At 66.9% G+C, this 26,205-nt stretch carries 20 protein-coding genes; 5 read left to right on the top strand and 15 right to left on the bottom strand.

Annotated features, from left to right (window positions below; all coding sequences use genetic code 11):
• Positions 1–151: 151 nt before the first annotated feature.
• Positions 152–2,275, top strand: coding sequence for a TonB-dependent siderophore receptor (locus AB4Z00_RS10055; RefSeq protein WP_442045815.1), 2,124 nt, complete (start codon positions 152–154; stop codon positions 2,273–2,275).
• A gap of 59 nt (positions 2,276–2,334) precedes the next feature.
• On the opposite strand, the gene AB4Z00_RS10060 is transcribed toward AB4Z00_RS10055, so the two are convergent.
• Together AB4Z00_RS10060 and AB4Z00_RS10065 are read right to left on the bottom strand one after the other, a co-directional pair.
• A complete protein-coding gene (locus AB4Z00_RS10060) occupies positions 2,335–3,510 on the bottom strand; it encodes an amidohydrolase family protein (RefSeq protein WP_442045816.1) in 1,176 nt (391 codons plus the stop codon).
• Complete coding sequence (locus AB4Z00_RS10065; protein WP_442045817.1) at positions 3,507–4,982, bottom strand: amidohydrolase family protein; 1,476 nt, start codon at positions 4,980–4,982, stop codon at positions 3,507–3,509. The genes AB4Z00_RS10060 and AB4Z00_RS10065 overlap by 4 nt, the downstream gene beginning before the upstream one ends.
• Positions 4,983–5,076: 94 nt before the next feature.
• Between AB4Z00_RS10065 and AB4Z00_RS10070 the strand changes: the two genes are divergently transcribed.
• Positions 5,077–5,913: a LysR family transcriptional regulator gene (locus AB4Z00_RS10070; protein WP_132266250.1), complete on the top strand. Its 837-nt coding sequence runs from the start codon at positions 5,077–5,079 to the stop codon at positions 5,911–5,913.
• Between the two features lie 115 nt (positions 5,914–6,028).
• Here the strand turns inward: AB4Z00_RS10070 and AB4Z00_RS10075 are convergent, their stop codons facing one another.
• From AB4Z00_RS10075 to AB4Z00_RS10090, 4 genes are all read right to left on the bottom strand, one after another.
• Positions 6,029–7,330 (bottom strand): MFS transporter, encoded by a 1,302-nt coding sequence (locus AB4Z00_RS10075; RefSeq protein WP_442045818.1) that lies wholly within the window; start codon positions 7,328–7,330, stop codon positions 6,029–6,031.
• Positions 7,331–7,451: 121 nt separating this feature from the next.
• The gene (locus AB4Z00_RS10080) at positions 7,452–7,826 is read right to left on the bottom strand and encodes a response regulator (protein ID WP_132265926.1); all 375 of its coding nucleotides are present in this window, start codon (positions 7,824–7,826) and stop codon (positions 7,452–7,454) included.
• A gap of 5 nt (positions 7,827–7,831) precedes the next feature.
• On the bottom strand, positions 7,832–11,578 hold the full coding sequence (locus tag AB4Z00_RS10085; protein ID WP_442045819.1) for a PAS domain S-box protein: 3,747 nt from the start codon (positions 11,576–11,578) through the stop codon (positions 7,832–7,834).
• 186 nt (positions 11,579–11,764) lie between these two features.
• The gene (locus AB4Z00_RS10090; RefSeq protein ID WP_442045820.1) at positions 11,765–12,730 is read right to left on the bottom strand and encodes a DUF4424 domain-containing protein; all 966 of its coding nucleotides are present in this window, start codon (positions 12,728–12,730) and stop codon (positions 11,765–11,767) included.
• 169 nt (positions 12,731–12,899) lie between these two features.
• Here AB4Z00_RS10090 and AB4Z00_RS10095 point away from each other — a divergent pair, with 169 nt between their 5' ends.
• A complete protein-coding gene (locus AB4Z00_RS10095) occupies positions 12,900–14,381 on the top strand; it encodes a hypothetical protein (protein WP_442045821.1) in 1,482 nt (493 codons plus the stop codon).
• 4 nt (positions 14,382–14,385) lie between these two features.
• Positions 14,386–15,501 carry an acyltransferase family protein gene (locus AB4Z00_RS10100; protein WP_442045822.1) on the top strand — a complete coding sequence of 372 codons (1,116 nt, stop codon included), beginning with the start codon at positions 14,386–14,388 and terminating at the stop codon, positions 15,499–15,501.
• On the opposite strand, the gene AB4Z00_RS10105 is transcribed toward AB4Z00_RS10100, so the two are convergent.
• From AB4Z00_RS10105 to AB4Z00_RS10135, 7 genes are all read right to left on the bottom strand, one after another.
• Positions 15,427–15,903 carry a hypothetical protein gene (locus tag AB4Z00_RS10105; protein WP_442045823.1) on the bottom strand — a complete coding sequence of 159 codons (477 nt, stop codon included), beginning with the start codon at positions 15,901–15,903 and terminating at the stop codon, positions 15,427–15,429. The two genes, AB4Z00_RS10100 and AB4Z00_RS10105, sit on opposite strands and share 75 nt — an antisense overlap.
• Positions 15,904–15,981: 78 nt before the next feature.
• Entirely contained in the window at positions 15,982–17,025 is a 1,044-nt protein-coding gene (locus AB4Z00_RS10110; RefSeq protein WP_442045824.1) for a Csu type fimbrial protein, read from the bottom strand.
• Positions 17,013–19,442, bottom strand: coding sequence for a fimbria/pilus outer membrane usher protein (locus AB4Z00_RS10115; protein ID WP_442045825.1), 2,430 nt, complete (start codon positions 19,440–19,442; stop codon positions 17,013–17,015). The genes AB4Z00_RS10110 and AB4Z00_RS10115 overlap by 13 nt, the downstream gene beginning before the upstream one ends.
• A gap of 34 nt (positions 19,443–19,476) precedes the next feature.
• Entirely contained in the window at positions 19,477–20,244 is a 768-nt protein-coding gene (locus AB4Z00_RS10120) for a fimbrial biogenesis chaperone (protein ID WP_442045826.1), read from the bottom strand.
• Positions 20,245–20,286: 42 nt separating this feature from the next.
• Positions 20,287–20,877 (bottom strand): Csu type fimbrial protein, encoded by a 591-nt coding sequence (locus tag AB4Z00_RS10125; RefSeq protein WP_442045827.1) that lies wholly within the window; start codon positions 20,875–20,877, stop codon positions 20,287–20,289.
• A 20-nt stretch (positions 20,878–20,897) separates the two neighbouring features.
• Positions 20,898–21,440 carry a Csu type fimbrial protein gene (locus tag AB4Z00_RS10130; RefSeq protein WP_165921394.1) on the bottom strand — a complete coding sequence of 181 codons (543 nt, stop codon included), beginning with the start codon at positions 21,438–21,440 and terminating at the stop codon, positions 20,898–20,900.
• A gap of 431 nt (positions 21,441–21,871) precedes the next feature.
• A complete protein-coding gene (locus tag AB4Z00_RS10135) occupies positions 21,872–22,423 on the bottom strand; it encodes a hypothetical protein (RefSeq protein WP_442045828.1) in 552 nt (183 codons plus the stop codon).
• A 215-nt stretch (positions 22,424–22,638) separates the two neighbouring features.
• Between AB4Z00_RS10135 and AB4Z00_RS10140 the strand changes: the two genes are divergently transcribed.
• Positions 22,639–24,354: a methyl-accepting chemotaxis protein gene (locus tag AB4Z00_RS10140; protein ID WP_442045829.1), complete on the top strand. Its 1,716-nt coding sequence runs from the start codon at positions 22,639–22,641 to the stop codon at positions 24,352–24,354.
• A gap of 56 nt (positions 24,355–24,410) precedes the next feature.
• On the opposite strand, the gene AB4Z00_RS10145 is transcribed toward AB4Z00_RS10140, so the two are convergent.
• Positions 24,411–24,614 carry a hypothetical protein gene (locus tag AB4Z00_RS10145; RefSeq protein ID WP_132265906.1) on the bottom strand — a complete coding sequence of 68 codons (204 nt, stop codon included), beginning with the start codon at positions 24,612–24,614 and terminating at the stop codon, positions 24,411–24,413.
• 150 nt (positions 24,615–24,764) lie between these two features.
• Positions 24,765–26,204, bottom strand: a complete 1,440-nt coding sequence (locus AB4Z00_RS10150; RefSeq protein ID WP_442045830.1) for a UdgX family uracil-DNA binding protein — start codon at positions 26,202–26,204, stop codon at positions 24,765–24,767.
• Between the last annotated feature and the right edge of the window lies 1 nt (position 26,205).

The raw sequence follows: 26,205 nt of genomic DNA on the forward strand, positions 1-26,205 counted from the left end.
CTTGTTTAATCAACCAGCAATCCCTCAGCAATCTTGCGAGCCAGTCGCATTATCACTAGTGGCGCGATCGCGACTCATTATCGATATCGAAAGGCAGTTTATGTTTCGAACGACGGTCCGCGGCCGCCTTCTCCTGGGAGCAGCCACCGGCATGGTGGCCATTTCCCTCCTTCCCGCTGCCGCACAGGCTGCGGCGGCCGATTCCGACGACACCATCGTCGTCAAGGGTGACCGTTCCGCAACCGTGGCCTCCTCGGGTACGAAGAGCGATGTTCCGCTGGCGGAAACGCCGCAGTCGGTGTCGGTGATCGACGCGTCCACGATCGCCGAGCTGGGCATCCAGAACCTCAACCAGGCCTTGCGCTATGTGGCCGGCGTCACGCCGGAAACGCGTGGTTCCTCGGCCGAGGTCTACGATCAGTTCAAGCTGCGCGGCTTCGATGCGCCGGTCTATCTCGATGGCCTGAAGATGTTCTCCAGCGGCTCCGGCTATGCGACGCCGCAAGTGGACATGTCGCGCTTGGACCGTATCGAAGTGGTGAAGGGCCCGGCATCGGCGCTCTACGGTTCTTCCAGCCCGGGCGGCTTCGTCAACGAGCAGAGCAAGCTGCCGATCGACCGCGATTTCTACGGCGCCGTGTCCGGCACCTACGGCAATTACAGCAATTACCGCATCGATGGCGACGTGGGCGGCAAAGTGGGCGAAACCGTCCTCTGGCGCCTCTACGGCAGCGCCAACGGGGCCGATGCCCAGCAGCGCTACGGCAAGCGCCGCCGCGAAACCGTTTCCGGGGCCGTGACGCTGGGCGCCGGCACCTCGACCACGTTCACGGTGCTCGGCGCTTACTCGCACGATCCGTTCAACGGCAACTACGGCGTGTTCCCGGCCAGCGGTACCCTGTTCGACAACGCCAACGGCAAGATTTCGACCAAGTTCTACGGCGGCGAGCCGGACGACTTCTTCAAGCGCGAGCAGGCCGCGGGTACCTTCATCTTCCGCCACGATTTCGGCAATGGCTGGGCCTTCCGCTCGTCTGGGCGCTACCAGTATGTGAAGACCCGTCTGGGCATCGTCTATACCTCGGGAACGCCGGTCGAAACGGACAGCACGGTCTACAACCGCGCGTCCTATGCGACGAATGAGCAGCTCAACAACTGGACGTACGACAATCAGCTGTCCGGCGAGTTCACCACGGGTTCGGTGCACCACTCGGTCCTGTTCGGTGTGGACCGCCAGGTTGCCCATTCGACCGAGCTTTACGCTTTTGGATCGGCGACCACGATCGACGCGTACAATCCGGTCTATGGAACGATCGCAACGCCCGCGAACCCTTACGTGGTTCCAGGCTATGACGCGGACTTCAATTACGATCCGAACAATTACTCCGAGCCTGGCTACACCGCCACCCGCCAGCGCCAGCAAGGCATCTACGCGCAGGACCGCATCTCGGTGGGTAATCTGGACGTGACGCTCGGCGGCCGGCAGGACTGGGCGCGTCTGGAGCAGAACGGCTCGGTGCAGACCAACCGCAAGTTCACCTGGCGTGCGGCGGCGCTCTACAAGACCGAACTCGGCCTGTCGCCTTACGTGACCTACTCCACCTCGTTCGAACCGCAGTCCTCGGTGCTGGAAAGCGGCGAACTGGCCAAGCCTTCGGTCGGCAAGCAGATCGAGGCGGGCGCCAAGTACCAGGTTCCCGGCACCGATATCCTGCTGACCGGCGCCTGGTTCCAGATCAACCAGACCAATGTGGTGGTTTCCGATCCCGTCACGTTCACCGCGTTCCAGTCGGGCGAAGTCCGCTCGCGCGGCGTCGAGGTGGAGGCCAGCGGGTCGCTGCCCTACGACTTCAACTTCCGGGTTGCCTTCAGCACCCAGAACGTGAAGGTCCTCGAAGACGTCAATACGGACAACGTCGGCAAGGGCCTGGCGACTGTCGGCAAGGGCGGCATCTCGGCCAACCTGGCCTGGGCGCCGAAGTCCGGTTCGCTGGAAGGCTTCTCGATCGGCGGCGGTGTTCGCCATGTCGACAAGGTCTATGCCGGCAGCCTCGATGGCACGACCACGATCTACACCCCGTCCTACACCGTTTTCGACGGCCTGGTCCGCTACAATCTGGGCAAGCTGAATCCGGACCTCGGCGGCGTGACCATCGGCCTGAACGCCACCAATATCTTCGACAAGAAGTACCTGACGAGCTGCTTCGCGGCTTACAGCTGGTGCTGGTACGGCAACCGTCGCACCGTGCGGGGGACCATCGGCTTCACCTGGTAAGCCGGACCGACGCGGTCACGAAAGGCCCCGCAGCGTACCGAACGCTGCGGGGCTTTCCTTTATCGGATCGGCGCGCCGAGGGGTTTGCCGTGACGGAAGACCCGGCGTTCCGAGGGCGGGGCGGCCACGGCGGCCGCCGCACTCACGGCCGGTAGCGCCACGAAGCTGGCCTCTGCGCCCACTTGCAGGCCCCGGCCTTCGAGGCCAAGCGAGACGGCGGCCTCGGTCGTCGCCATGGCCAGCGCCACGCCAAGATCCTCGTCCCGGTAGAAGCCCGAGCGATAGCCGATCAGCATCGCCCGCTGGAGCATGTCGCCATTGCCGTAGGGCCACCATGCGTCGCGGATATTGTCGTTCCCGGCAAAGACCCGCACGCCATGTTCGCGCAGGCGCAGAATGGGCGGAAAGGCGCGATCTCCCGGTGCGTTGGTCATGATCGCCACCCCGGCGTCGGCCAGGGCACGGGCAATCGTGTCGAGCACGGGAAGTTCCACGTCGCCCAGGGCATAGGCATGGCTCACCGTCACCCGGCCGCCGAGGCCCAGCGCGCGGGTGCGCGCGGCAATGCGGTGCAATTGCTCAACGCCCGGCAGTCCGGCCTCGTGCAGATGGATGTCGATCTTGGCACCGCGCCGCTCGGCAAGGCCGAAGACGATGCCGAGATGAGCTTCGGAATCGCCGTCCATTCCTTCGGGATCGATCCCGCCCACCACTTCCGCGCCTTCGCGGATGGCGGCGTCGAGAATGTCGGCCGTGCCGGGGCAAGTGACGATGCCTGCCTGCGGGAAGGCCACCAGTTCGATGTCCATCTGGCCGCGCCATTTTTCACGAGCGGCCATGACCGCGTGAAGATGCGAGAGCCCGGTCGTGGCATCGACATCCACATGGCTGCGCATCGCCACGGTGCCCAGGCTGGCAGCCTGGCCGATCAGCACGTCGGCGCGGACCGCGGCAGGGCGCACGTCGGCGAGCATGGCTTTCTCCACCGCGAGCCGTTCGCGCAGGCTGGCGGCGGGGCGATGGGGTTGCCACGGTTCGCCGAAGAAGCTCTTGTCGAGGTGGATATGGCCGTCGACGAAGCCCGGCAGCACCAGATGTCCGCCCAAGTCCACGCGCCCGGCCGTATCGTCGGCGGCAAGGTCGGGGCCGATTGCCACGAAGCGGCCGCCCGAAACCGCCAGGTCGGCCAGGCTGCCGTCCGGGAGCAGGGCGCCGGTGAAGAGCTGCTCTATCATTGCGTGGCTCCGGCCTTGTCGGCGATGTTCCAGGTCGCGACCTTGTTCTTCGTATCCGTCAGCATCCCGTCCAGCGCCGTGCGGTCGTAGAGCTTGCCGTTCATGATGACGGCGCGGATCGCGCGGGTGGCGGCGATGTCCTTCAGCGGATTGCGGTCCAGCAGGACGAGATCGGCCGCCTTGCCCGGGGCGACGGCGCCATAGCGGCCTAGCAGGCCGAACCAGGCGGGACCGGCGCGGGTCGCGGCGGACAGGGCCTGCGCCGGGGTGAGGCCTTCCTTCACGAAGAGGCTCAGTTCGTCGTGCAGGCCGGTGCCGGGATAGTTGAAGGAATTGAGGAAGCCCGCATCGGTGCCCGCGATCACGGTGACGCCCGCCTTCTCCAGCAGCGGCAGCACCGCCGCCATGCGCTGGAAGTGCGCATGGCGCGCCTCGACCGCGGCAGCATCGGCCTTTGCGGCGCGTTCGATGCGCCATTCGTAGGTCTTGCGCAGCTTCGGACCGATATAGGCGAGATAGGAATCGTGTGCGTGATCGTCGGCATCGAGCCAGGCGAGGATGCGGCTGCCGTTCAGCGTGGGCGTGACGAAAACGCCTTTCTGCGCGAAGTTGCGATAGGAGGCCATGGCCGTCGCCGTGTCGAACCCGCTGTCGAGCCGGCGATTGGCCTCGGCGCGGTCCATGCGGCCCGCGGCGAAATCGGCGGCGATCGCCGCCTCATCCTTCACACCGGCCTTGTAGGCATAGTCGATGTGCTCGATCGAGCTGATCCCGGCATCGACCGCCTGGCCGACGGTCAGCGCCATCGGGATATGGCCGGAGCTTCGCAGCCCGCGCGCCTTGGCCTGCGAGACGGCATAGAGGAACAGTTGCGGGTCCAGCGTGCTGTCAGTGATCTTCACGAAGTCGACTTTGTCCCGGTCCTGCAGCCGGGCCAGCGCTGCATCGACATCGGCCTTGCTGCCGACTTCGATCGTGCCTTTCCAGACCGGCTTGATCCCCTCGATCTTGGCGCCGGATGTCAGCAGGCGGGGGCCGAACAGGGTGCCGCCGGCGATCTCGCCGCGCCAGGACAGGACCTGGTCGGGAAGGTCGCCCGAACAGTCGCGGATGGTGGTGATGCCGTGAGCGACATAGAGCGGCAGCAGCGCCTTGTTCTCCTCGACAAGGTCCGGGCCGCCGCCGAAATGAACGTGCATGTCCCAGAGGCCGGGGATCAGGAAGCGTCCCTTGCCCTCGACCACGCTCTGCGCATGCCAGGCCCGGGCGATCTCGCTGTCCTTGCCGACTGCCACGACATCCTTGCCGCGCAGCACGACCGCCTGCTCGCCGATGGCGCGCCCGTGTTCGACGTCTATGACCGTGACGTGGCGGATCATCATGTCAGCGCTGTCGGTGACCGGTGCGCTGGCGGCGAGGGCGGAGGTCGTGGAGGCGAGGAGGGCGACGATCAGCGGGGCGACGAACTTCATGGCGGAAGACTCCTTTTCCGCAAATCTACGCCGCCGCGTTATCATTCACAAATTAGATATTGGCATGTGCATCATTCGCTCTATGAATGAACATATGCTCGATCCCCGTCTCCTGCGCAGTTTCGTCGCCATTGCCGATACCGGCCATTTCACGCGCGCGGCTGAGCGACTGGGCATGACGCAGTCGACGATAAGCCAGCAACTCGGACGATTGGAAGACATGGCGGGCCATGCCCTGATCGATCGCGCCGCGCGGCCGGTGCGTCCGACGCCGATGGGCGAACGCCTGCTGGGCCACGCCCGCCGCATCCTGCAACTCGACGAGGAAGCACAGAGCCTGCTGCGCGATCCGGCGGGCACGGCGGCGATCTCCATCGGCATGCCGGAAGACCTGGCGACGCTTGCCATGGCGCAGGGCCTGGCGCGTTTCGCTGCCCGCAACAGCCGGATCAGGCTGGACGTGGTCACCGGGCTGAGCCGCGATCTGGCCGGGCGGTACCGGCAGGGGGAATTCGACATCGTCGTCGTCAAGGAAGACCAGCCCGCCGCGGATTGCCGCGCCAGCTTCCCGGAGCCGCTGGGCTGGTTTGCCGGTCCCGGCCACGCGGTGGAGGCGCGCGATCCTCTGCCCTTGGTGACGTTTCCCAATGGCGGGCTCTACCGCGACACGATGTTCCGCGAACTGGAGGCCATCGGCCGCCGCTGGTACGTCGCCTTTTCCGGCAGTAGCCTGCAGAGCGTGCTTGCGGCAGTCTCTGCGGGCATGGGGATTTCGCTGCTGCCGATTTCGGTGACGCAGGGGCAGGGGCTTCGCCGGGTCGACGGCCTGGGCGAGGCTACGCCGATGGTCGTCTCGCTCTATGCGCGCGAAGATCAGGAGCCGATCGGCGATCTGGTGGCGCTGACCTCGAAAGTGTTGGAGAACCGGTGACCCTCCGCCCCGGCAATGGGGCAGAGGGTGGCTGCGCTTTCGGGCAAGCAAACGGCGTCCTCGCGCCGGGCGGCCGAGGTGGAGCGCAAGTCGGGCCGCGCGCGATCGGACTGCTTTAGTCTTCGAGGATGAGCCCGTGATGCCGCGTCTCGCGCATCCGCACATAGACCACCAGCGAGATGGCGATCATGACCGAGACGTAGATGTAGAAGGCCTGCTCCATGCCTGCCTGCTTGAACCACAGGGCCACGAATTCGGCCGTGCCGCCGAACATGGTGTTGGCCAGGGCATAGGGCAGGGCAACGCCCAGCGCGCGGATATGGGCGGGGAACAGCTCGGCCTTCACCACGGCATTGATCGAGGTATAGCCGGTGACGATCACCAGCCCGGCCATCACCAGCAGCCCGGCGACCACGGGATTGCGGGTTTCCGCAAGCGTGGCGAAGATCGGGTATGTGCAGAGCACGCCGAATACTCCGAAGCCGATCATCAGCGGCTTGCGGCCCACCCGGTCGGACAGGGCGCCGGCCAGCGGCTGGAGCAGCATGAACACGAAGAGTGTCACGCCGTTGATCTCGGAAGCGGTCTCGCGGCTGAGGCCGCTGGTGTTGACCAGGAACTTCTGCATGTAGATCGAATAGGCGTAGAACGCGATCGTGCCGCCCGCCGTCAGCAGCATGACCGTCAGGGTTTCTCGCGGGTGATGGCGGATCAGTTCGAGGAAGCCGGACTGCGGTGCCCCCTCGGCACGGGCTTTCTCGAAGCTGTGCGTCTCGGCCATGCCCCGGCGCAGGCGGAACACCAGAACCGCCAGGGCGCCGCCGATCACGAAGGGAATACGCCAGCCCCAGGCATCGAGCTGGGCCTCGGTCAGCAGCGCCTGGAGCACCAGCAGGACGCAGATCGCCACGAGCTGCCCGGCAATCAGCGTGACGTACTGGAAGCTGGAAAAGAACCCGCGCCGGTCGCGTCCGGCCATCTCGGAGAGATAAGTGGCGCTGGCGCCATATTCGCCGCCGACGGAAAGGCCCTGCATCAGCCGCGCCAGCACCAGCAGCAGCGGCGCGCCGATGCCGATGGACTGGTAGGACGGCGTCACCGCGATCAGCAGCGATCCCGCGCACATCAGCGCCACCGACAGCGTGAGCCCGCTCTTGCGGCCCTTGCGGTCGGCATAGATGCCCATCAACCAGGCGCCGACCGGGCGCATCAGGAACCCGACCGCGAAGATCGCCGCCGCGCTCAGAAGCTGGGCGGTCCGGTCCTCGTCCGGGAAGAAGTGCGGCGCGAAGTAGAGCGTGAAGGCCGAATAGGCGTACCAATCGTACCACTCGACCAGATTGCCGGTGGAGCCCGCGACAATGGCCTTCAGCCGCTGGCGGCGGTCGGGGGCGACGGGTGGCGGGGTTGTCGACATCGGGATGCGCCCTCTTGCTGGTCGTCCTGCCGCAGCAACGGGCGGAACGAGCGGACGGTTATGGGAATTGGCTGGCAAGGTCCAGAAAGCAGGTCGAGGGCGCCGGGAGGAAAACCCCGGCTCAGCCCCGGGCCTGTTCCAGCGCTTTCAGGGCTTCTGTCAGCTGCGCGAAAGTGTAGGGCTTGTTCAGCATGAAGGCCGGCGGATGGGGCAGATCCCAATTGCCGCCGCCACTGGCGATGGCGAAAGGCACCGCGCGGGCACCCAGCTCGGCGATGATGGGATCGGCGCGCTCGCCGGCCAGGTTCATGTCAATGACGGCCACGTCGAACTCTTCGTCGCGCCCCGCTTCCAGTGCCGAGGCGAGGGTGGCGTAAGGACCGACCACGCGGCAGCCCAGGTCGTCGAGCATTTCCTCCAGCAGCATCGCCACCAGAATTTCGTCTTCGGCCACCAGAACGCGCAGCCCTTCCACTTCGGGGTTCCCCTCGATCATTTGCGTCAATCCTCGATGCTTTCGCGTATCCGCTTCGCCAGTGCATCCATGGCGAAGGGCTTTGTTATCATGGCCATGCCCGGTTCCAGAAATCCGGCGGCAAGCGCGGCGTTCTCGGCATAGCCGGTCATGAACAGCACTTTCAGGCCGGGCCGCGCGGAGCGGCCGCCATCGGCGACCTGGCGGCCATTCAGGCCGGGCAGGCCGATGTCGGTGATGAGCAGGTCGATGCGCTGGTCGGATTGCAGTATCTCGAGGCCGGAGGGCCCGTCCGCCGCTTCGATGGCCTTGTAGCCGAGTTCGTCAAGCACTTCTATGATGAGTCCGCGCACCACGGCCTCGTCCTCGACCACCAGCACGACTTCGCCTTCGACCGCTGCGGGCAGATGGCCCGCATGTCCGGCATGCTCGTCGGCTTCTTCGACGCCGCGATGGCGTGGCAGGAAGAGCTTGACGCTGGTGCCCATGCCTTCCTCGGAATAGATCCGGGCATAGCCTTCGGACTGCCGTGCAAAGCCGTAGATCATCGAGAGGCCGAGCCCGGTTCCCTGTCCCATCGGCTTGGTGGTGAAGAACGGTTCGAAGGCCCGGTCGCTCACTTCGCGCGTCATGCCCACGCCGGTATCGCTGATGGCGATGCAGACATATTGCCCGGGCCGCAGGTCGCGCTGCTGGACGACGGATTGGTCGTCGAAATGGGCGTTGCACGTCTCGATGGTCAGCTTGCCGCCGTCCGGCATGGCATCGCGGGCATTGATGACCAGGTTGAGGATCGCGCTTTCGAGCTGGTTGGGATCGCAGCGGGTCTGCCAGAGCCCTTCGGAAAGCCCGAACTCCAGCTTGATGTGCTCTCCCAGCGTCCGCCGCAGCATGTCCTCCATCGAGGCGATCAGCGGGTTCGCGCGGACCGGGCGCGGGTCCAGCGGCTGGCGGCGCGAGAACGCGAGAAGACGGTGCGTCAGCGAGGCGGCGCGCTCGGCGGAGGCCTTGGCGCCTTGCAGCCAGCGTTCGAGATCGCCGGTACGCCCTTGCGCCAGGCGGTTGTGCATCATGTCCAGGCTGCCGGTGATGCCCTGGAGCAGGTTGTTGAAATCATGGGCAATGCCCCCGGTCAACTGGCCGACCGCCTCCATCTTCTGGCTCTGGCGAAGCGCATCTTCCATGGAGCGCTGTTCGGTGACATCGCGGCCCACGGCGTGAATGCGGCCGCCGTCCGGCACGGCGGTCCAGGCAATCAGGCGGTAGTCGCCGCCGCGGGTGCGATGACGGTTTTCGAAAGCGAGCATCCCGGCGGAGGCCCGGTCCGGCGCGCCGGTTTCGCCCGCGCCCGGTCCTCCCTGGTCCGCTTCCCCTTCATCAGGGGCCGTATTGAACAGGCCCGAACTGCTCGCCAGCCGCGTCAGGGCCGAAGCGGTGACGGCGCGGTCGTCGGGATGGACGAAAGCGGCGATCCGGCGGCCCAGCATCTCGCCCTCATGCCAGCCCAGCAGCCTCTCGGCGGAAGGGTTGACCGCCGTGATCAGGCCGGCATGGTCGCAGACCAGCATGAGGTCGCGGCTGATCGACCAGAGCCGGTCGCGATCCTGCGCAAAGGCGGCCTCGGCCTGCTTCTGGGCCTCGATCTCGGTATTGGTGCCGATCCAGGCCGTGGTCTCGCCCTGGGCATCGACGAGCGGCAGCGCGCGGGAGAGGTGCCAGCGATAGCCTTCCTGCGCGTCGAGCAGCCGGAACTCGGTCTCGAAAACTTCGCCGGTCTTTACCGAGTGGGCCCATTTCGTCCGGGCATCCTCCCGGTCGTCAGGGTGGAGCACCGCGTTCCAGCCATCGTTGCCCAGGCTTTCGCGGGTACGTCCGGTATAGGCGTAGACACGCTCGTTGAACCAGTCGATCTGGCCGTCCGCCCGCGCGGTCCAGACCTGGTTGGGCATGTTCTGCGCCAGCGTGCTGAACTGCGCCTCGCTCTTTTCGAGCGCGCGCTGGATGCGGCGGCGGTCGGTCACGTCCTGCACCACGCCGATCATGCGGGCAGGGCGTCCCTCGCTGTCGAATTCGAACTCGGCCTTGCGGGCGATCACCCGCTCTTCGTCGGTGTCGGCGCGGTGGACCCGGTATTCCACGTCGAGCTGGGTCGCTCCCTGCTGGCGCCGGATCCAGGTGGATACGAGGTACCGGTCTTCCGGGACGACCAGGCCCTCGATCAGCTCGGTCGGCGGCGATCCGCCCGGCTGGGTGCCGGGATCGATACCGAAGATGCGCCAGAATTCCTCGGTGCCGTCGATCTTGTTGGCCGCGATGTCGATGGCGAAGAGACCCACCCCGCCCGCGCGCTGCGCGCGGCGGAGCCGTTCTTCGCTCTCCTCCAGCGCCTGGCGGGCACGGTGTTCGGGCGTCCGGTCGCGCATGAGCTTGACGAAGCCGATCGCCTCGTCGGCGGGGCCGCGCAGCGGGGTCATTTCGCTGAGGCCCCAGAACCGCTCACCCGACTTGCGCAAGTGCCAGCGCGCATCATGGGCGCGGCCGGTCTCCAGCGCTTCCTTGCGCTTCGCCGCGGGACGGCCGAGTGCGCGGTCCTCGGGGGTGAAGAACGTGGCCATCGGTTGGCCCAGCATTTCCTGCTCGCTCCAGCCGAGCATGGCGGCAGCGCCCGCGTTCCATAGAGTGATGCGGCCATCGGGATCGGTGGCAACGATGCCGTAGTCTATCGCGCTGTCCAGGATCTGGCGGTTGAACACTTCCCGTTCGCGCAGTTGCCCCTCCGCGCCCACGCGCTGGACGTGCGCCCACGACCTTTCGGTCACTTCGCGAATGACGCCGAGTTCGTAGTCGCTCCAGTCGTGCGGCTTGCGGTCGTGGATCGCCATCAGCGCGATCAGGTGGCCCTGTTTCACCAGCGGCATGCAAACCGTGGCGGCAATGCCGATATTCTCGAATGTCTCCGCTTCCTCGGGCGCGAGTTCGCGGCGGTTGTCGGCGATGATGAGCGGGCGCCCGGCATTGAGGTCCTGCACCGCGCGCACGCCGAAATCGGCAAGGCTGTAGTGGCCGACGATGGATGGCGAACCGGCCGCGTGCCAGTCGCCGCGAATGGTGAAGCCGTCGCCGTCGCGGTCCATGTCGGCATAGGCGCAGTTGGACAGCCCCAGATGCTGGGCGGTCATGCGTGTCGTGGTCGCCAGGATCTGGTCGGCATCGCGGCTGTCGCGCACGGCCCGGCCCAGATCGTCGAGAAAGCGCAGGCGGGTTTCGCTCTGCTGCAAGGCCTGGCGTGCGGCATGGGCCTCGGTCGTTTCCACCACGACCGCGATCACGCCCGCCGGGACGCCGTCGTCGCCGGGGACGGGGGAATAGTCGAGGTTGAGCCAGACCTCCTCCGGGCGCCCGTGGCGGTGCAGGGTCAGCACATGGTCGCGATAGCTGAGCGTGCCGCCGGAGAGGCCCACTTTCATGACGTTGTCGTTGAAGTCCGCCACTTCCTCCCAGCCGTCACGCACGTTCGAACCGAGCAGGCGGCTGTCCCGCGCGCCGGCGAAGTGGGAATAGGCATCGTTGTAGATCATGACGCCGCTCTCGCCCCAGAGCAGCACCAGCGGCACGGGGGAAGGCAGCATGAAGCCCACGGTCTGCTTCAGGCTGGCTTGCCAGCCGGCGATCGGGCCAAGCGCCGTCGCGCTCCAGTCATGCGCGGCGATACGGCGTGCGAGATCTCCGCCGTGGGACAGGAACCCTTCGGCCTCGTACTCGCCGTGTTTCATCGACCCCACCTCCTGTGCGCCCACCCGCCCGTGCCCCACCCATAGGCGCGCGGCCCCGAGTGCGCCCGGCCCCGCCAAGGCTTTAGCCTATCCGCAGTCGGGACACGGCGAAATGCAGAACTCCCGGAAATGTTGCGGGTTCCCGCAAGGGGCGCAAGAGGCGACGTTTTTCGCCTTTTTAGCGTCTTACTCCGAAGCCTGATCGCCGGTGCGACGTTGCAGGAAAAGGATCGAGAGGTCGCGTTCCGGTCGCCAATCCGTCTTCGTCATCTCGAAACGGGTCGCACCGATCTTGCGCACGCCTGCTCCGCAGAAGCTGACGAGATCCTCGGGGCGCTCCTTGTCGACCACCAGGCGAAAGCGGCCGATCGGTTTCTTCCAGTTCCCGGCCGTCACCAGGATGTAGTCCAGCCAGGCTTCCGAGTAGATGATTTTCGCCGCCTCCGCCCGGCGCAAGGTGGCGAGCAGCGCTGGCTCTATGCAATAGTTCCGCAAGGCCTGCGGCTCGGGATCGCTGCCGAGCAAGGTGCCGACGGTACCGCCCACCGAGGGCTGGTAGCGATGCTCGACGACGACGGGCACGCCGGCGGGAAAGCGCTGCATCCAGTGGTAGGTCGTTTCCAGCGTCCAGGCGGGATAGCCGTCGGCATCGACAAGGCCAAGCCGCTCGGCTTCCGCGCGCGCGGAGGGGGCAAGGCGGTCCACTGCCTCCTGCGCGGGGCCAAGATGAGGCGCCAGCGGCACCGCATGGGCGCGCAGCCAGGCGGTGCGATCGACCTTGCCGGCCATGGCCTTCTGTTCGATCTCCATGGCCACCGGCTTGCCGTCCACCCTTGTCCGGAAGCCCAGGAAGTTGTCGGGCGAGTCCACCGGCATCGCGATGTCCACCTCGAAGAAGGCGCGGCCGCCCACGGCTGGCAGGGGGAAAGCCACGCGGCTGACCACGTCCTGGCCGCTGGTATTGACGAACGTGTAGCGCACCTTGACGGCAGACCGCGAGATTTCAAGGTCCTCGGTGCGCATCTCGATGGCATCGCTTTTGGTCAGGACCAGCCCGCCGGCAGCAAGCTGCGCAGAGGAATCGTTGGCCAGCGCCGCGCCCGGAAGGACGGAAAGGAGGGCCGCGACGGCGGCATAGGACGTTCTCCACATGAACCGGTCGTAGCCCGCCCAGTGCCCTGGTTTCAATCGCTTGCGATGCCGCTGCCATGCCAGGACCGTTCCGTGGGCGCGGCGGGCAGAGTTAACGCTTCATTCGCCAAGCCGCGCTACACGCCGTTGCAGCGACCTTGTCGGGACGCGACTTTGCGGAGCTTGTTTCTTGGCGCGTTGGTCTGACCGGATAGTGGTGTTCGCCGCGGTGCTGCTGCTGGGCCTTGCGCTCGTCTGGACCTGCCTTCAACGTGGGCCGTGGTACGACGAGTTCTACACCCAGTTCGTGACGCGTCCCGGCCTGTCCTGGATCACCGCGCTGCGCGAGAGCTGGATGGCGGACAACCATCCGCCGCTTTACTACATCCTGGCCCGGGCGACATCGTGGCTGGGGTCGATTACCCAGCACCGCCTGCTCAACGTCGCGCTCGGCGCGCTGGCTCTGGCAGGGGCAGCCGTCATCGTGCGCGATGTTCCCCGGCTCGCACCGGCCGCCACGGTGACGACGCTGGCGCTCGCCTCCAATCCTTGGGCGTTGATCGCGGGCAGCGAGCTGCGCTCCTACTTCCTCTCGCTTTGCGCGGGGACCGTGTTCGCCCTTGGCCTCTGCGCGATCCGGTCGACCGGCGCGGCGGGGGGGAAGGGTCGCCAGACGGCATTCTGGGCCGCCGCGCTGCTGGCGTTCAACACCCATATCATCACTTCGCTGGCCTGCGCCGCGATCGCCCTGCCGTTCCTTTTCGCGGCCGCGCTGCGGCGCAAGGGGGCTGAATTGCGCGCGGTCGGCGCGCCGGTTGTGGCGGGAGGGCTGGTCTTTGCAGCCGTGACAGCGCTCCAGCTGCCGGTCTGGCTTGCCAATACGGCGGTGTTCTGGATCGAGCCGGGGTTCGATTCCGCCCGCTGGTCGGTCGAATGGGCGTTGCTGCGGACACTGGAAGCGAACCCGTTGGTGCTGGTCGGCGCGCTTGCCGGGGCCGGATTGCTCGCCCGGGACGTGCTGGTCCTGAAGAGGCCGCGCGGCGAGGCGGGCGCGCTGGCGCTCCTTGCGGCAGGCGTGGTTCTGGCCGCTGGCGGACTGGTGGTCCTCCACCTCCTGCGGCCGATCCTGGTCGAGAAATATCTCATGGCGCTGGTTGCCGCCCTTTGCGTGGGCATGGGGCTGGCGGGCGGGAGGTTGCTGGAAGGGCTTGCGCCGCACTGGCGTTCGCTGGCGCTCGTCTCGGGACTGGCGGCGACGGTCTGGGCCCTGTTCCAGAACGTGCCGCTGGCGGTGGAGCGTATCAGCTGGCTGAATACCGGGCGGGCGATTGCGCGCGAGGTTGCGCTCTGCCCCGGCACCGTCGTGCATACCGACCCGTTCTGGAATGCCGAAGTCATGGCGATGAAGCCGCGCGACAATGCGCAAGTGGTACCGTTCGCCTATCGCTATATAGCACAGTCCTTCGGTTTCGCGCTGGCGCCCGCTGGATCGCGAACGATGGGGCAGGAATGCCCGACCGTGTTCTGGGGCGAGCATGACAGCAAGCGTCAGTTCGATGCGGGCGCGGTGGCGGCGCATTTGCGCCAGTCCGGCTTCGCGGTGGAAGGCATGGACTTCCGGCGGCTTGGCGATGGCTGGATCGCCGTGATCCCGCCGCGTAACCTGCGGTGACCGCATGACGGGTTCTCCTGCCGGCCAGGCGTCCCGCAAGCTCTGGAGCATCCAGGCGCTGCGCGGGTTGGCGGCCCTTGCGGTCGTGGCCTACCATGCCGCGCGCCACCTCGGTAAGGCCGTGGACGCGTCCGCGATCACGCGCCTGACCCAGCCGGGCCATGCCGGGGTGGACCTGTTCTTCGTGCTCTCGGGCTTCATCATCCTCCACGTCCACCGGGCGGACATCGGGCGTCCGCAGGCCCTGCGACGCTATGTCTGGCAGCGCTTTGCCCGGCTCATGCCGATCTATTGGGTGGCGCTGGCGGCGACCATCGCGCTCATGCTTCCCCGCCATGCGGATGAAGTGACCGCGGCAGGCGTGGCGCTTTCGGCCAGCCTCCTGCCGACGGTTCAAGACCCCTTGCTGGGCGTTGCCTGGACGCTTCAGCACGAGATGCTGTTCTACGGCGCCTTCGCGTTGCTGATCCTCAATCGACGGCTCGGCCTGTGCGTTCTGGCGCTTTGGCTGGGCTGGGGGATAAGTCAGTTCTGCGGGCTCGTTCCGAGCGGACTGGACGTTCCGCGCCTGAGCAGCGTGTTCAATCTGCAGTTCCTGTTCGGCATGATGGCCGCTGCTGCCGTCGCCTCCGGCCGCCTCAGCCATGGCCGCCGCCTCGCGGCGCTGTCGGCCCTGCTCCTGGTGGTGGTCGGGATGCTGGAAGCAACCGGGCGGATGGACGGCTATGGTAGTTTGGCCCGCCTTGCCTACGGCGTTCCCTCGGCCCTGCTGATTGCCGGGCTGGCGGGCTGGGAAGGGCAGGCGGCCAAGCCTGTACGCGTTCCGGGGGTGCTCACGGCGCTGGGCGACGCCTCCTACAGCCTTTACCTCTTCCACCTTCTGGGGATCGGGGTGGCCTGGCAGCTATGGCTTCGCGCCGGACTGGATCCCGCCGAGAATCTCGCGGCCTGCTACCTGTTCCTGCTGGCCGGAGCCACGGGGTGCGGTCTTGCGTGCCATTACGGCATAGAGAGGCCCTTGCTGCAATATCTGCGGTCGCGGCGCTCAGCCGGGCTTGCGCGTGGCCAGCCGCGCGATGCGCTTGATCCGGCGGTATCCGCTCCGCCGCCCGCGCGCTGAGGGCTCGGCTTCCGACCGGACCCTTCGCAGCAGTGCACGCAGTTCTGCAGGCGTGGGATCCCGTTCCTCGCCGATGCGGGCGACCAGCGCGGGATAGTGCCACTTCGCCTGACCGACGGGCCGCGTCTTCGCGCTTTCGGCACGGGTAGTTCCGCTCGTGGCCCAGAACAGCAGACCCGCCACGGCGACACATCCGAAGGTCAGTGTGGTGGCCCAGAGGCTCCCTCTGCCCACGCCCAGTACCAGCACGGCGACCAGTAGCGCCGACAGGCCCAGTCCGGCCGCCATCGGGTGATGCATGCGCAGCGCGGCCTTGACGCAAAGGACGGTTGCCGCCGTCACGAGCAGGGCGCTGACGGTGATTTCCAGGATCGCTTGCCCAAGAATGGTCAGGATCGTCATGAAAGGCTCCTCTCCCAAGAATGCCTGTTGCAACAATATCGTATCGCGACGGAAAAGCCAAGTCGCCGACCCGGACGATCAGAAGGCCACATCGATGCGGATCGTGTCGCTATAGGCTCCGGCAGGCGGCGTGACCTGGCCCGGCAGGAGGGCCGCGCGGTAGGTATAGCCTTGCGAGGTCAGCGAATCGTAAGTCCCGGCATTGCTGTCTGCCGAGGCGCTGCTGCGGCGAGCGGAGCCGGTCGCGCCCCAGCGGTCGGTGGAACTGGCGGTCTTATAGATTTCGTACTGGAGGTAGTTGGCGGTGGTGCCCGCACGCATTCGGCGTAGGCCGCTGGCCGCGTTGCTGCCATCGTCCAGGCCGACCGTGTAGGCCGTGCCGGCACTGCAGCGGATCAGGATCGTCCGCGTGATGGGATTGAAGCTCCCCACCAGCGGCGCCGAGCCGAAAGCGGCAGTGGGCGCGGTGATGATGCAGTCGTTCTGCACGACCAGGGTGATGGAAATCCGCACGGCCGTGCCCGTCCCCCAATTCGTGGGCGTGCCGAGTAGCGGCCGCACGAAACCGGGGCTGGAATCGTAGGCCAGACAGACCGCCACCCCCAGAGTGCAGACCGAATAGAACCAGCGCACATCGAGGAACCCCGTGTAGGTCCCGGCCCTGAGCGCGGATGTCGCGGTGGTGCGGAAGTAGATCGGGATCGAATTGTTGGTCCCGCTGAAGAGGCTGAGCAGCGTTGTCGAAGACAGGTTCTGCAGGGTGCCGATGGTCAGCGGCGTGCCGTTCTGCGCCAATGAGGCGACGAAGGGGATCGTCTGGCCGCTCGGCCCGGTCAACAGGAATGTCGAGGCGTCGACGCGCAGGGCGACGTAGTGGGTCGCCAGCAGGGCCAGCGCGACATCGCATTGCAGTCCGGACGAACCGCTCCCCTGCTGGGCAGTGCTGGCCACGCTGTAGGAACTGACGCTGCCGAGGTTGGTGCTGGCGGCGGATACGGTGCAGGCGGCGGCCCGCTGCGGTGTGAGAGCGAGCGCGAGGAATAGCGCGAGCGCGGGAAGGAACCGGCTCGCAGGTCGGCGGCCAAGAGGGTCAGGGAGCAGGCGTGCTATCAGGGCCGGCATGTCAGGGTTCCCAGGTCGAGGATGTCATCGCGGGGCGGACCGGCGCTGAACTGGACGCGGCAGCTCGCGTCTTCGGGAAGGACAACTTCCAGCGCGTTTTCCGGGGCGACGTTCTCGAGATAGAGCATGCCGTCCCACCCGACGTAGGTTCTGGCCGCATGGTTCAGCGTGACCGGCGTTCCGGCCGGAAGCGGCTGCCCCGCTGCATCGACGATCACCGCGCGCGCGGCGGCGACACGCGCCACCGGGAAGCGCACCACGTAGCCGCTGCCCGCCGCCACCGCCACGCGCTGGCTCACCCGGTCGGCCTGGACACTGGGGGGCAGGGCGAGCGTGTCGATGTCGTAATGCGCCGGATACCAGGCGCTTGCGGCGGGAACGAGGAGTTGCCCGTTGCGGTCGGTCTCGCCGATGACCTGGTTTTCGTAGCGGACGGGGATGCCGGCCTCGCCATTGGTGGAAACGACGGCGAAAGCGTCGGTCACGCGGTTCGCCGCGAACAGGCCGCCGTCCATGAAGACGAGCGCGCCACTGGCGCCGAACCACCCGGTCATGCCCCCTGCGCCGCCGTGCGGCTGTCCATAAGCGCCCGCGCGAAGCTGAATGGGCTGCGTGCGCCAGGCCACGTCGCCGCGCAGATAAGGGCTGTCGCCGGAGTCGCGGTAGGCGCTGGCGTTCCAGCCGAACCCACCGTCCGTGGGCACCGGCCGCGTGTAGTCCGCCCGCAGCCCGGTCCTGCCGCGATCGTCCCGCGTCAGGCCGCCGCTGACGGAGCCGGTGCCGAGCGGCACTGTCAGGGTCAATGCGCCCGACCAGCTCCGCCGCTCGCCGTCTCCGCCCGAGAATTCTCGCGAGAGCGTGGCGTAGATGCGGCTCTGGCCCCAGAGCGGAAGTGTCCAGGAGAGGTTGGCGAAGCGGGCATTGCGGGCATTCTCCTGCCGCAAGTCGAAGATGCCAACGCCCAGGGTGCCGGTGCTGCCCAGGGCGAGGCTGGCCGTGGCCGCCGTCTGGCGTTCCCAGCCTTCGTCCTCGCGTTCCAGGCGGCCCAGATCGGTGTAGCCGCGGTCATGCCGGGTATGGCGCAGCCCGAGTGAGAACGTCCGCGCCTGATATTCATAGCCGACTGCCAGTTCCCCGCCCGCGCGTGCGCCGAAGCTGCGGCTGTAGGAGGCGCTGACGATGCCGAGATTGCCGATCCGCGCCACGCCCCCGGCACCGAGCACATGCATGTCCCGCGTCGTCTCGGCGCGCATTTCCAGCGTCAGTCCGCTCGTCAGGCCGTGGCGGGCATAGGCGCTGCCGGCCACTGCGCCATAGTCGAAGCTGCGCAGGCCGTAATTGCGCCGAAAGGCTCCGGCGGCGATGGAATAGTCGGTGAAGCCGGCGCGCAGCAGGGTGCTGCTGACGTAGAACGGAACGGAGGTCACCACGCTGCGGCCATGAACGTCGGTGACGATCAGGTTGGCCAGCCCGCTGCCGGAGATCGGCGGCAGGGTGTCGAGCGCGAAAGGTCCGGGATTGACGCGGCTGCCGGCGATCCGCTGGCCGTTGACCACCAGGTCCACGGTCGAGGGCAAGGCGGCATTGCCTGCGAACTCGGGCAGCGGATAGGTGATGACGTCGGGCCGGACCGAGAAATCGCGGGACACTTGCGCGCCGCCGAGCCGAACTGCGGGCGCCCAGGACAGCGATCGGGTGATGACGTCGCCCGCTTCCACGGTGGTCATGCTGCGCTCGTCCGACCAGCGCCAATATGTGTCGTAGCGCATGTAGGGGCTTTGCGCGGCTGGCCCGCCGCCGACGCGCAGGGCGCCCGTGCTGGAGAAGATGCCGGCGGGTCCGAATATCCGCGCCTCGTGCCACAGCGAGGCCTGGAAACCGATGCCGCCGCCGCCGGTGGCATAAGCGTCGTAGTTGAGCAGGGCGCCCATGTCGCGCATGGCCGGGCGGAAGCCGCCTTGCTCCGTGCCGATCCGCTGGGCCGGCAGGTACTTCGGCAGGACGGTGAGATGAAGCTGCTGGCGCCCCGCGTCATAGTCCGCAACAACGCCGTCGAGACTGTCGAGGTAGAGCCGTTCCTCGGTAACGGACAGCACCATTCCGGCCCGGCGCAGGTCTTCCGCCCGCACCAGGAAACGCGGCCCTGCCTTGATGAGCGAGGCCACCACACCGCTGTCCATGCCGTTGACCAGCAGTTCCAGTTCCAGCCTTTGCTCGGCGTCGAAGTCGACCCGCTCGGGCGGGGGGGGAAGCTCGGTGAAGACGTCAAGACCGGGCGCCGCGCTGGGGATCGCCGGGGCGGGGGCAGCCAGACACTCCGGCGCCAGGACGAGCCCCGCCAGCGCGGTGATCGCGGGAATGCCGCCGGTCCGCGACATCCAGGCCGGGCGCGATCGATCCGGTAAGGCTCCCGGCATTCCGGCTCATTCCGGCCCTGTCGTCATGTGCCGGTCATTCCGGCAGCCGTTCGATGCGGGCCATCGCCTTGCCGTTGAGAGTCGCCTCCAGGTCTCCGGCGGCGTCGACGCCTTCGGGCAGCGGCCAGCGCATCGTCGCGCCGGGCAGGACGTAGCCGAACAGCCCCTCGTTAAGGCTCGAGCGCTTGCCGTTGCCCGAAAAGGCCACGCCGCTCAGGCGGGCATGGCCGCCGCCGCTGTTGCGGATCTCCAGGAACCGGCCGCCGGCCTCGGATACCGGGCGCCAGGCCAGGTGGGGCGGCGGAGCCGGCGCCTTCTTGCGGGCATCCTCGGGCCTGGCATAGGAAAACAGCGGCAACGAATAGCGCATGCGGAATGTGACCGCCGCGCCAGGCGTGGTCTGCGCATCGGCCGTGGGGATCTGGTCCACCACGACGCGGTAAGGCTTTTCGGGCACGCCCGGTGGCGGCACGAGGCGGGTGAGGCGCACCAGTTGCCGCTCCCCCGGCGCGATAGTGAGGATCGGCGGCGTGCCCAGGATATCGTTCTGGGCGGCATAGACGTTCTCGCCGTTCTGCTGGGCCCAGGCATAGACGCGGACTTGCAGCGTAATGGGCGCCTTGCCTGGATTTTCGAGCCAGAGTGCGGCCGCAGGCTGGTCGCCCTCGATCACCGGGCTGACCGGCCAGAGCAGCAGCGAGCCGGCCGACTGGGCCAGCGCCGGTCCGGCAGCCGGCGCCAGGGCGCTGGAGGCAATCGCGGCACCGAGGGCGAGTTTAAGCGACAGAACGGCGGCCTTCATCGGTGGCTCCTCGGAGGTGGCGGGGCGAAAAGGGGGCGCTGGTCACCATGTCAACGTGACGGTCAGGGTGTCGGTATAGGTTCCGGGCGGCATGGTTCCGGAGGGTGTCAGCGCGGCAAAGATCGGAAGGCGCACGTCCTCGCTGTTGGTCGAGCCGATGCTGTTGCCGTAGGCCGTGCCGGCCACGATCGGCAGGGTGCAGGCCGCATCGCGGCAGAGCGCATAGGGAATGCGCGCGGTGGTCGTGCCGGTGCGCTGAAGGTTGCGCTGGCCCGAGGCGGCATGGGTGCCGCCGTCGATGGTCATGATGAGGTTCACGCCCGGCGTGCAGCGCAGCCGGATGGCCTGGCCGGTGGTGGTGGTGGCCGTCCTTTGCTGGGTGGGAAAGGTGGAGACCGTTCCGAAGTCCAGCGTGCCCATCCGTCCCGCATTACCGCTGGAGCCAAGACCGTCGACCAGGCAACCGGGCGTGACCGTGGCGGTGACGTCGAATGTCGCCGTCGTGGCCGCCCATGCGCCAGCGGCGCCAAACGTGGCCCCGGCCGCAAGGAGGCCGGCAGCAAGAGCGACGCTGGAGGCGGGAAAGGCAGGCGCAGAACGCCTTCCCGCCGCGGCAGGGCGGTCGGAGGGCATGACGATTTCGGGACGCTTCCCTAGAGTTCCAGGACGACCGTGACGATGTCCGCATAAGAGCCCGGCGTCAGGCCCGGCTCCCCGAAGGCGCGGCCGTAGACATTCACGGTCTGCACGGAGCCGTCGCTGGGCAGGACGATGTCCCCTCCCACGGGTATCACGGCATTGCGCGCCGCGTCGCTATAGAGGTTGTAGGTAACGAACTGGCCGGGCGCGGCCTGGTTGACCATGGCGTGAACGCCCACCCCGGCGCCCGATCCGTCGTTCTGTCCGGCATTGAAGGAGAGCGTGGGGGTCACGCCATTGCTGCACTGAACCGTGAAGCCGGCGGCGCCGCTCAGCACCTGGGCGTCGACTTGCGTGAACAGGGTGTTCTGCGATCCGAAGGCGAGCGTTCCGAAATTCACATTGGCCGAACCGTCGTCGTAGTTCTGGCCGTTGATGATGCACCCTGCGGTCAGCGTGATCGTGGCGTTGATCGTCCCGTTGATGTCGGCGTGTGCCGGCACGGCGGCCAGCATGCCCAGCGAAAGACCGCTTGCGGCAATGACAGTCCTCAACACGATGGCACCTCTCTTTCCTCTCTCGCTCCCGGTGGGAAGCAATGCGTTGGCAAAAGCCCGGCCGCGATCCCGCTTCGACCTGACCAGAGCCGCTGGCCGGGTGTCCTGCTCCAGCAATCGAATGAAATGGCTGGATGCGGCGGCGCAGTGCGTGAAATCGTAATCAACCCACAATGGGTGAAGTTCCGACCATTTTGGAATGAAAAACCGCCGCATCGGTTATTTCTTGGGGAGGGGTACTTAATTCGGTTCATCGATAACTGCCGAAGAATCCGGAAAGACTGCGGTTTTAGCAATGCTAATTGTAAATTAACCAAACGCGAATTTACCGCCGGATCGAACAGTGTTCGCCGCTCCAAGATCCCTCTAACCAAATTTTTTGCCATGGATTTAGAGGATTAGCGGATACACAGCCGTCAATCGCGCCAAAGTCATGCGTCTCGCCATTTCTCCATGGCGGTATCGTAGGCCTGGCGGGCCTTCGCGGCACGCGCATCCAGCGCGTCCTGTCGTCGGGCGTGGGAACGGCGCAATTCCGTGATCTCCGCCGCGATCCGGGTGCGCTCCGTTTCCAGATCCTGCAGAGCCGCCTCGAACGCCCGCTCCTGCCGATCTCTTTCGTCCTCGGCGGCATCAAGCTGGGCGCGACTGGGCTTCGGCGGCGAAGCCTTGCGCTTTTTCGGAGCAGGTTTGCCGGAAGAACCGAGGGCCTCCACGGCCTTTCGCGGCGACTTGCGAGGCTGCGTCCTGGCGGCTTCGGCAAGATGCTGATCCGTGCTGCCGCGCGGCACGCGGACGACTTTTCCCGGATCTGCCAGGGCCGCCCTGGCCAGTTCGGGGTCCGTCACTTTCTCCGCCTGCCCCCGCGCAAAGAGGTCGGCTTCCGCGCCCCACGCCGCCAGAGCCGCCTTCTGGCTCGGCGCGGCCACATAGGCATCGTGGAAACCGATAGGGGTGCGGAATACCTTGAGCTTGGCGGCCATCACGACATCTCCGACAGGATCAGCGCATTCTTTGCGGCATGGTTCCCGCGGCGTCGTTCAGCAGCTTTGTTGCAAATCATGAAAATTCGCCCGGTTTCCGCGCGGGGCTGCATCATCGTCCTATAACGATTGCAGCCGCGTCCGGTCCGGGAGATCATCTCCCGGCTCGTGCTGCGCGGTGCCTTTCTCTCGTCTCCCCCCAACAGAGAACCGCCATGACCGCCATCCGTGCCTTTCTGAAACGCCAGCATCTCTCGACCAAAGTCACCCTCATGACCGTGGGTGCGCTCATCCTGCTATCCGCCGTGTTCTTCATCGGCACCCGCGTTCTTCTCGTCGACGACGCGCGGACCCAGGGAGAGGAGCGACTGGACACGAACATGCGCGTGGCCTGGTCGGTGATCGAGTGGAGCGGTCTCAACTATTCTCTGCGCGGCGACACGCTCTATGCCGGCGAGACGCCGCTCAACGCCAACAATGCCGCGGTAGACCGAATGAAGGAACTCGTCGGCGGCACCGCCACGATCTTCATGGGCGACCAGCGGGTGGCGACCAATGTCCAGAACCCGGACGGAACACGGGCCCTGGGCACGCGGCTCGCGGCCGGACCGGTGAAGGACGCCGTACTCGGCAAGGGCGAATCCTATCGCGGCGAGACCGAGATCCTGGGAACCCGCTATTTCGCGGCCTACGATCCCATCAAGGATGCCAACGGCAAAGTGATCGGTATCCTTTTCGTCGGCGTCTCGGCCGAGGACTTCTACCGCAATGTCGACAGTCTCGGCTGGCACATCCTGCTGCTGGCCGTCGTCGTCACGGCCATTGCGGCGGCGCTCTGCATGCGCGGCGCCCGGAAACTGTTCGCACCTCTGGAAACCGCGAGTGCCACGATGATGCGCCTTGCCAAGGGCGACAAYGGGACCGAGATCGTCGATACCGAGCGACCCGACGAAATCGGCGGGATCGCGCGCGCCCTGCTGGTGTTCCGCGAGGCGGCGGTGGCCAAGGAAGCCGCGGACCGCGAGCAGCGGCAGGTGGTGGAGCGTCTGGCCGAAAGCCTGGCGCACTTGTCTTCCGGCGACCTCACGGCGCAGATCGATCAGGTCTTCCCGGAAACTTACGAGGCGCTGCGGACGAATTACAATTCGGCGCTCTCGGGGCTGCGCGGCATGATCGGCGCCACCGGGGACAGCACTTCGGTCATCAGGGGCAGCTCTTTCGAGATCGCCCAGGCCTCCGAAGACCTGGCCCGCCGCACCGAAGCGAGCGCGGCCAGCCTCGAACAGAGTTCGGCGGCGCTGCTGGAGATCGACAATGGCCTGCGATCTGGCGCCACGGCCGCAACCGAAACGGTGACCCGCGCCGACGAGGCGATTGCCACGGTCAGCGGTGGGCGCGCGGTGGCGGCCGAGGCAGTAGGCGCCATGCGCCGCGTTTCCGACAGCGCCACCAATATCGACGGTGTGATCGAGGGACTGGACAAGATCGCGTTCCAGACCCGCGTGCTAGCCATGAATGCGGCCGTCGAGGCCGGGCGTGCCGGCGAGGCAGGACGTGGCTTCGCGGTCGTCGCCGATCTCGTCTCGGCATTGGCCAAGCGATCGGAAGAGGAAGCCCGCAGCGCCCGCGCGCAGCTGACCGTCACGCAGTCCGAAATCGTCGCGGCCCTGGGCGCGGTGGAGCGGGTGGACGGGGCTTTCGAAGGAATCGCCGGAGACGTGGCGCAAGTCCATGTCCTGCTGGGCGGCATGGCGCGCAGCAATCGCGCCTCAGCCACGTCGGTCAGCGAGATCACCGCGGCCATCGGCGCGATGAACATTGCGACGCAGCAGAATGCCGCCATGGTGGAGCAGGCGTCCGCTGCCGCGCGGGGACTGACCGAGGAAGTGAACCGCCTTGCAGCGCAGGCATCGGCGTTCAGGGTCGCCTGAGCCGAGGGCGAATCAGGCCCTGGTCCTCAAACGACGAACCGCTGGGCAGAAGCCTTCTAGGCCGTGACGAGGACGGTCATTTCGGTGCGGGAACGGCGGATCGTGCAGAGCTTCAGGGCGCCGTCCCACAGTTCGGCGCTGCGCTTGGCCGCTTCGCGGTGGGCGATGATCAGGGCTCCGGCAATGTCCGGGGCCTTGAACTCCAGCCGCTTGGCCAGACCGTGCTCATCCTCGAAAAACCTCAGGGTGTAGATATTCATATGAGTCCTCCAGCGGTGCGCCGCCGTGTTCGGTATTCGCACTTGCGGAAGAACGGCTAACCCATTTCGCACCGTTCCGGAGTGATTTGCGTCAAATCGTTGCTCCGAAAAGCCGTGCGGTTGGCGGCGGGTGGAAGGCATTTCGGCGCTTCAGGCGGCTTCGGCCAGGCTTTCGACGGCGCTGCGGATATCGGCGACATAGCGGGCGAACTCCGCTTCCGCATCCGCGTCCGGCGGCAGGCGCAGCAGGTAGCTGGGGTGTACCGTGATCCAGCAGGGTGTTCCGTCCGGCAAAGCCACCGGGCGTCCGCGTTCCTGCCCGACCGTCACTGCGCGGCCGGTGAGCGAGCGCGCCGCCGTGGCGCCCATGGCGATAATGAGGCGCGGGCGGACGATGGCGCGTTCCTGGTCGATCCACCAGCGGCAGGCTTCGATTTCTCCAGTGTTGGGACGGGCATGGATGCGCCGCTTGCCGCGCGGCTCGAACTTGAAGTGCTTGACGGCATTGGTGATGTAGGCCCGGGTCCGGTCGATACCGACTTGCGCCATGGCACGGTCGAAGACGGCGCCTGCAGGACCGACGAACGGCCGGCCGGCCAGATCTTCCTGGTCGCCGGGCTGTTCGCCCACGATCATGATCTCGGCATCGTGCGGCCCTTCGCCGAAGACCGTCTGCGTGGCCGGCTTCCACAAGGGGCAGCGCTGACAGCCTTCCGCTTCCCCGGCCAGCAGCACCAGCGCTTCCGGCCCCCCTACCTGACCGCGTATCTGACCGCGCCCGGAGCCTTTACCGCGTTCGGGCGCGCTGCGGGCCTGTTCGATCATTTCCAGCTCGCGCTTGCGCGCACCGGCGATGAGCTGCGGCACCAGGGCCGTTTCCGGCATGTTCTTCCAGTATTTGCGCGGCATCTCCTTCAGCATCGCCTGCGGCATGACCCGTGCGGGGTTGAAGATGGCGCTGTAATAGGCCTTCCACACGCTCTCCACCGGGTCGTCTCCGGGGGCGTCGGCGCGTGTGGCGGGCGGACCTTCGGCCAAGGCCATGCCGTCCCAGTGCAGCGATCCGCGCGGGGTCAGGATCGACCAGCGCATATTGGTGAAGCGATCGACGAAGAAGCCGGCATTGGCACGCAGGATGTGATGTTCGGGCTCGAACCAGGCAATGAAGCGTGGCCCGTCCTGGTCCGCCAGTTCGCGGAACCGCACGAAGGCGTGCATCTTGTGGCTATCGCGGCGGACGTTGCGCGCCAGACCCTCGATCCGGCGCACCAGCGGGTCGGCGCGGTCCTGAAGCGCCTGGGGTTGGGCCAGCAAGCGGAGCAGGAGAGTGTAGAGCAGCGAAAACCGTTCCGGCTCGCTATGCAGCGCGGCATCGCGCGCGAGATCGAGGAACTCTCGCGTAACCCGCAAGGGCGCGATGCGGGCATGGCCGCCCGCTACGCCTGCAGCTTCCCCGGCGAAAAGGTCCACGGCGCCGTCTCCGACCTGCCAGACGATGTCCGACGGCGTCACACCCTCGCTGGCGAAGGCACGGGCGGCAAGGCGCCAGCCCTCGAAATCGTCTTCGCTTTCCAGGCGGGCGACGCGCATG

It is taken from the genome of Novosphingobium sp. YAF33, from assembly GCF_052113265.1.
GTDB lineage: Bacteria > Pseudomonadota > Alphaproteobacteria > Sphingomonadales > Sphingomonadaceae > Novosphingobium.

Coding starts and splice junctions, on each gene's coding strand:
- AB4Z00_RS10055 (WP_442045815.1), top strand. CDS start 152: ATGGTGGCCATTTCCCTCCTTCCCGCTGCCGCACAGGCTGCGGCGGCC.
- AB4Z00_RS10060 (WP_442045816.1), bottom strand. CDS start 3,510: ATGATAGAGCAGCTCTTCACCGGCGCCCTGCTCCCGGACGGCAGCCTG.
- AB4Z00_RS10065 (WP_442045817.1), bottom strand. CDS start 4,982: ATGAAGTTCGTCGCCCCGCTGATCGTCGCCCTCCTCGCCTCCACGACC.
- AB4Z00_RS10070 (WP_132266250.1), top strand. CDS start 5,077: ATGCTCGATCCCCGTCTCCTGCGCAGTTTCGTCGCCATTGCCGATACC.
- AB4Z00_RS10075 (WP_442045818.1), bottom strand. CDS start 7,330: ATGTCGACAACCCCGCCACCCGTCGCCCCCGACCGCCGCCAGCGGCTG.
- AB4Z00_RS10080 (WP_132265926.1), bottom strand. CDS start 7,826: ATGATCGAGGGGAACCCCGAAGTGGAAGGGCTGCGCGTTCTGGTGGCC.
- AB4Z00_RS10085 (WP_442045819.1), bottom strand. CDS start 11,578: ATGAAACACGGCGAGTACGAGGCCGAAGGGTTCCTGTCCCACGGCGGA.
- AB4Z00_RS10090 (WP_442045820.1), bottom strand. CDS start 12,730: ATGTGGAGAACGTCCTATGCCGCCGTCGCGGCCCTCCTTTCCGTCCTT.
- AB4Z00_RS10100 (WP_442045822.1), top strand. CDS start 14,386: ATGACGGGTTCTCCTGCCGGCCAGGCGTCCCGCAAGCTCTGGAGCATC.
- AB4Z00_RS10105 (WP_442045823.1), bottom strand. CDS start 15,903: ATGACGATCCTGACCATTCTTGGGCAAGCGATCCTGGAAATCACCGTC.
- AB4Z00_RS10110 (WP_442045824.1), bottom strand. CDS start 17,025: ATGCCGGCCCTGATAGCACGCCTGCTCCCTGACCCTCTTGGCCGCCGA.
- AB4Z00_RS10115 (WP_442045825.1), bottom strand. CDS start 19,442: ATGCCGGGAGCCTTACCGGATCGATCGCGCCCGGCCTGGATGTCGCGG.
- AB4Z00_RS10120 (WP_442045826.1), bottom strand. CDS start 20,244: ATGAAGGCCGCCGTTCTGTCGCTTAAACTCGCCCTCGGTGCCGCGATT.
- AB4Z00_RS10125 (WP_442045827.1), bottom strand. CDS start 20,877: ATGCCCTCCGACCGCCCTGCCGCGGCGGGAAGGCGTTCTGCGCCTGCC.
- AB4Z00_RS10135 (WP_442045828.1), bottom strand. CDS start 22,423: ATGGCCGCCAAGCTCAAGGTATTCCGCACCCCTATCGGTTTCCACGAT.
- AB4Z00_RS10145 (WP_132265906.1), bottom strand. CDS start 24,614: ATGAATATCTACACCCTGAGGTTTTTCGAGGATGAGCACGGTCTGGCC.
- AB4Z00_RS10150 (WP_442045830.1), bottom strand. CDS start 26,204: ATGCGCGTCGCCCGCCTGGAAAGCGAAGACGATTTCGAGGGCTGGCGC.